The sequence below is a fragment of the Streptomyces sp. NPDC004629 genome, from assembly GCF_042873595.1.
In the GTDB taxonomy this organism is placed as follows: domain Bacteria; phylum Actinomycetota; class Actinomycetes; order Streptomycetales; family Streptomycetaceae; genus Streptomyces.
The window spans coordinates 1-5,346 of sequence record NZ_JBIALO010000004.1 but is presented as its reverse complement, the minus strand read 5'-3'; the positions used below and the strand labels follow the sequence as shown (position 1 = coordinate 5,346).

At 71.5% G+C, this 5,346-nt stretch carries 3 protein-coding genes; all 3 read left to right on the top strand.

Features of this window, described 5'->3' with window-relative positions; all coding sequences use genetic code 11:
• Nucleotides 1-135: 135 nt before the first annotated feature.
• The 3 genes from ACFYTE_RS07050 (at nucleotide 136) to ACFYTE_RS07040 (ending at nucleotide 5,078) form a co-directional block, all read left to right on the top strand.
• Nucleotides 136-1,443: an HRDC domain-containing protein gene (locus tag ACFYTE_RS07050; RefSeq protein WP_388705965.1), complete on the top strand. Its 1,308-nt coding sequence runs from the start codon at nucleotides 136-138 to the stop codon at nucleotides 1,441-1,443.
• A 291-nt stretch (nucleotides 1,444-1,734) separates the two neighbouring features.
• Nucleotides 1,735-2,952, top strand: a complete 1,218-nt coding sequence (locus ACFYTE_RS07045) for a thiolase family protein (protein ID WP_388705963.1) — start codon at nucleotides 1,735-1,737, stop codon at nucleotides 2,950-2,952.
• Complete coding sequence (locus tag ACFYTE_RS07040; RefSeq protein WP_388705961.1) at nucleotides 2,949-5,078, top strand: 3-hydroxyacyl-CoA dehydrogenase NAD-binding domain-containing protein; 2,130 nt, start codon at nucleotides 2,949-2,951, stop codon at nucleotides 5,076-5,078. The genes ACFYTE_RS07045 and ACFYTE_RS07040 overlap by 4 nt, the downstream gene beginning before the upstream one ends.
• Nucleotides 5,079-5,346 lie beyond the last annotated feature (268 nt).

Genomic DNA, 5,346 nt, shown 5'->3' with positions numbered 1-5,346 from the left:
GGGGGGGGGCCCCCCGCGTTTGGGGTCTTTTTCTCCTTTGTCTCCCACCCGCCTTGATTTTTTCCCCCCCCCCGGCCCCCGGCCGCGGCACGTTCCGGCCGCGGGGCGCCTTCGATACACGGATACCCTTGACAGGTGACCGACGCCCAAGAGACCGCAGCAGACATGCCACTGCGCACCACCGGAGGGACCCCTCCGGACGACGGCGGATCTTCTGCGGCGGGGGCGCCGATCCCTTTGCTCGAACCGCGTGAGGGCGTTCCCCCCGTGATCGCCGACGAGTCCGCGCTGGCCGCGACGGTCGCCGCCTTCGCCGCGGGCACCGGCCCCGTCGCCGTCGACGCCGAGCGCGCCTCCGGCTACCGCTACGGCCAGCGGGCCTATCTGGTGCAGCTGCGCCGCGCGGGCGCGGGGACCGCGCTGATCGACCCGGTCGCCTGCCCCGACCTGTCCGGGCTGGGCGAGGCGCTGGCCGGTGCCGAGTGGGTGCTGCACGCCGCCACCCAGGACCTGCCGTGCCTGCGTGACATAGGCATGGTGCCAAGCCGCCTGTTCGACACGGAACTCGCGGGCCGGCTCGCCGGGTTCCCGCGGGTCGGCCTCGGCGCGATGGTCGAGGGCGTCCTGGGCTTCGTCCTGGAGAAGGGCCACTCGGCCGTCGACTGGTCCACCCGGCCGCTGCCCGAGCCGTGGCTGCGCTACGCCGCCCTGGACGTGGAACTGCTCATCGACCTGCGCGACGCGCTGGAGAAGGAGCTGGACCGGCAGGGCAAGCTGGACTGGGCCCTGCAGGAGTTCGCCGCGATCGCCTCGGCGCCGCCGCCCGAGCCCCGCAAGGAGCCCTGGCGGCGCACGTCCGGCATGCACAAGGTGCGGCGCCGGCGCCAGCTCGCCGTGGTGCGCGAGCTGTGGCAGACGCGGGACCGGATCGCGCAGCGACGGGACGTGTCGCCGGGCAAGGTGCTCAGCGACGCGGCCATCGTGGAGGCGGCGCTCGCCCTGCCGGGCACGGCGCACGCGCTCGCGGCACTGAATGGATTCGGCCATCGGACCGGGCGGCGCCAGCTGGAGCAGTGGCAGGCCGCGGTGGACCGGGCCAGGGCGCTGCCCGAGGTGGCGCTGCCGCAGCCGGGGCAGCCGGTCACCGGGCCGCCCCCGCCGCGGGCCTGGGCCGACAAGGACCCGGCCGCCGCCGCCCGGCTGTCCGCGGCCCGCGCCGCGGTCTCGGCACTGGCCGAACGGCTCGGCCTGCCGCAGGAGAACCTGATCGCACCGGACACCGTGCGGCGGCTGTGCTGGGAGCCGCCCAAGCCCACCGGCGAGGACTCCGTGGCCGCGGCCCTCGCCGGGTACGGGGCGAGACCGTGGCAGATCGAGCAGGTGACTCCCGCGCTCGTGGCCGCGCTCTTGGCCGGGGCGCAGGGCGGCCAGAGCCCCTCCTAGCCACCGCCGGGTGCGGCTCATCCGCTCGCGCCCCGGGAACGCCGGGAGCTGGGAACGCCGGAACACCGGGAACGCCGGGAACGCCGGGAACGCCGGGAACGCCGGAAACAGCGACGTCGAGATCAGGCCAAGATCCCGGGACGGAACGGTCCGCGGTGCCGCCGATGGTGTGACCTTCACCGCTGTCGCCTGCGGGACTGGGCAGTCACGTTACTCATAAGTAGCATGGGTTCTGAGCGCACGCTCAGCGTCGCGCGGCAGTGCCATCCCGCACCCTGGAGGAGAGCCATCGTGCCTCGTACCGTCAGGGACGTCGTCTTCGTCGACGGCGTCCGCACCCCGTTCGGCAAGGCGGGTCCGAAGGGCATCTACCACGAGACCCGCGCCGACGACCTCATCGTGAAGTCGATCCGGGAGCTGCTGCGCCGCAACCCCGGTCTGGACCCGAAGCAGATCGACGACGTCGCCATCGCCGCGACCACGCAGATCGGCGACCAGGGCCTGACCCTGGGCCGCACGGCCGGCATCCTCGCCGGTCTCCCCCAGTCCGTGCCCGGCTACTCGATCGACCGGATGTGCGCCGGCGCGCTGACCGCCGTCACCACCACCGCCGGTTCGATCGCCTTCGGCGCGTACGACGCCGTCATCGCCGGCGGTGTGGAGCACATGGGCCGCCACCCGATGGGCGAGGGCGTGGACCCGAACCCGCGCTTCGTCTCCGAGAAGCTGGTCGACGAGTCCGCCCTGTTCATGGGCATGACCGCGGAGAACCTGCACGACCGCTTCCCGCACCTGACCAAGCCGCGCGCCGACGCGTACGCGGTGCGCTCGCAGGAGAAGGCCGCCAAGGCGTACGCCAACGGCAGGATCCAGCAGGACCTGGTGCCGATCTCGGTGCGCCGCACCACCCCGGACGCGGGCGAGACCGGCTGGGGTCTGGTCACCGCCGACGAGCCGATGCGCCCCGGCACCACGCTGGAGAACCTGGCGAACCTGAAGACGCCGTTCCGGGTGCACGGCCGGGTCACCGCCGGCAACGCGGCCGGACTGAACGACGGCGCCACCGCCTCGATCATCGCCGCCGAGGACTTCGCCCGCGAGCACGACCTGCCGGTCAGGATGCGCCTCGTCTCGTACGCCTTCGCGGGCGTCGAGCCGGAGGTCATGGGCTACGGCCCGATTCCGGCCACGGAGAAGGCCCTCGCCAAGGCGGGCCTGTCCATCTCCGACATCGGCCTGTTCGAGATCAACGAGGCCTTCGCCGTCCAGGTCCTGGCCTTTCTCGACCACTACGGCATCGCGGACGACGACGAGCGCGTCAACCAGTACGGCGGCGCCATCGCCTTCGGCCACCCGCTGGCCTCCTCCGGCGTCCGGCTGATGACACAGCTGGCCCGCCAGTTCGAGGAGCAGCCGCACGTCCGCTACGGCCTGACCACGATGTGCGTCGGCTTCGGCATGGGCGCCACCGTCGTCTGGGAGAACCCGCACTTCGAGGGGGACAAGTGAGCACCACCGCGGATCTGTTGAAGGGTGCGGCCGAGCTGTTCCCCGACGAGGTCGTCACGCAGGCGCATGTGCGCCACCTCGACCTGCCGTCCGGCGCCGGCCGCTTCGCGCTGATCACGCTGGACAACGGCCTGGACCACACCAAGCCGACCACCTTCGGCCCGGCCTCGCTGGCGAACCTGAACACCGCGCTCGACCAGGTCGACAAGGAGGCCGCGGACGGCGAGATCGTCGGCGTCGGCATCACCGGCAAGCCGTTCATCTTCGCGGTCGGTGCCGACCTCAAGGGCATCGAGCTGCTGACGAAGCACGAGGACGCGCTCGCCATCGGCAAGGGCGGCCACGAGGTGTTCAAGCGCCTCGCCCACCTCGCCGTGCCGACCTTCGCCTACTACAACGGTGCCGCCATGGGCGGCGGCGTCGAGGTCGGCCTGCACTGCTCCTACCGCACGGTGTCCCAGGCCGTCCCCGCCTTCTCGCTGCCCGAGGTGTTCCTGGGCCTCGTGCCGGGCTGGGGCGGCTGCACCCTGCTGCCGAACCTGATCGGCGCCGACAAGGCGGTCTCGGTCATCATCGAGAACAGCCTCAACCAGAACAAGCAGCTGAAGGGCCGGCAGGTCTTCGACCTGGGCATCGCCGACGCGATCTTCGAGGGCGCCGACTTCCTGGAGCGGTCGCTGGTCTGGACGGCCCAGGTGATCAAGGGCGAGATCGAGGTGGAGCGCCCGGTGATCGACCGCGGCGATGCCTGGGACCAGGCCGTCGCCCGGGGCCGCTTCCTCGCCGACGGCAAGGTGCACGGCGCGGCGCCGGCCGCCTACCGCGCCCTCGACATCATCGCCGCCGCCAAGGACGGCGACCTCCAGCAGGGCTTCGACGCCGAGGACCGGGCGCTCGCCGACCTGATCATGGGCGGCGAACTGCGGGCCGGTCTCTACGCGTTCAACCTGGTGCAAAAGCGTGGCAAGCGCCCGGCGGGCGCCCCCGACAAGAACCTGGCCCGTCCGGTCACCAAGGTCGGTGTCGTGGGCGCCGGTCTGATGGCCTCGCAGCTCGCCCTGCTCTTCCTGCGCCGTCTCGAAGTGCCCGTCGTCCTCACGGACATCGACCAGGAGCGCGTCGACAAGGGCGTGGGCTACGTCCACGGCGAGATCGAGAAGCTGCTCGGCAAGGGCCGCATCAACAAGGACAAGGCCAACCGGCTCAAGGCGCTGGTCACCGGCGTCCTGGACAAGGCAGCGGGCTTCGCGGACGCCGACTTCGTCATCGAGGCGGTGTTCGAGGAGATCGGCGTCAAGCAGCAGGTGTTCGCGGAGGTCGAGGCGGTCGCACCGGAGCACGCCGTCCTCGCCACCAACACCTCCTCGCTGTCCGTCACGGAGATGGCGTCGAAGCTGAAGCACCCCGAGCGGGTCGTGGGCTTCCACTTCTTCAACCCGGTCGCGGTCCTGCCGCTGCTGGAGATCGTGCGCGGCGAACAGACGGACGACGCGTCGCTGGCGACCGCCTTCGCGGTGGCCAAGAAGCTGAAGAAGACCGCGGTCCTGGTCAAGGACGCCCCGGCGTTCGTCGTCAACCGCATCCTCACCCGCTTCATGGGCGAGATCCAGAACGTCATCGACGAGGGCACGCCGGTCGAGGTCGCGGAGAAGGCGGTGGAGCCGCTGGGCCTGCCGATGTCCCCGCTCGTTCTCCTGGAGCTGGTCGGCCCGGCGATCGGCCTGCATGTCTCGGAGACCCTCAACAGGGCGTTCCCGGACCGCTTCACGGTCTCCACGAACCTCGCGGCCGTCGTCAAGGCCGGCAAGCGCGGCTTCTACGTCTACGACAGCGGCAAGCCGGAGCTGGACCCCGAGGTCGCCGCGCTCCTGAAGCAGGGCGACGTCGTCCTGACCGAGGAGCAGGTGCGGGCCCGGGTGCTGGACGCGGTGGCGCAGGAGATCGGGCTCATGCTCGACGAGGGCGTCGTCGCCGAGGCCCAGGACATCGACCTCTGTCTCATCACGGGCGCCGGCTGGCCCTTCCACCTGGGCGGCATCACGCCGTACCTGGACCGCGAGGGCGTCTCCGAGCGCGTCAACGGCAAGCGGTTCCTGGCACCGGGCGTAGCCGACGTCCCGGCATAGCGGCACACCGACCGTTCCGGGTGCCCGTACCCCCCGCCGGGGGGTACGGGCACCCGCCCCAAAGGGGCGCGGGGCTGTATCGATATGCGGCTCCGCCGCACGGGTGCGCCCAGCCACAACGCCGCCGCAGACAACCAACGGCAGATCCCACCCCAAAGGGGCGCGGGGAACTGCTTGGGTTCTAGGAGTCGTTGCAACACCCCAGTTCAAGGGGTGCGATGGACTTCGAGATCCGTAAGGACCGGACAAGGCCTCAGGGCAGGAAGAA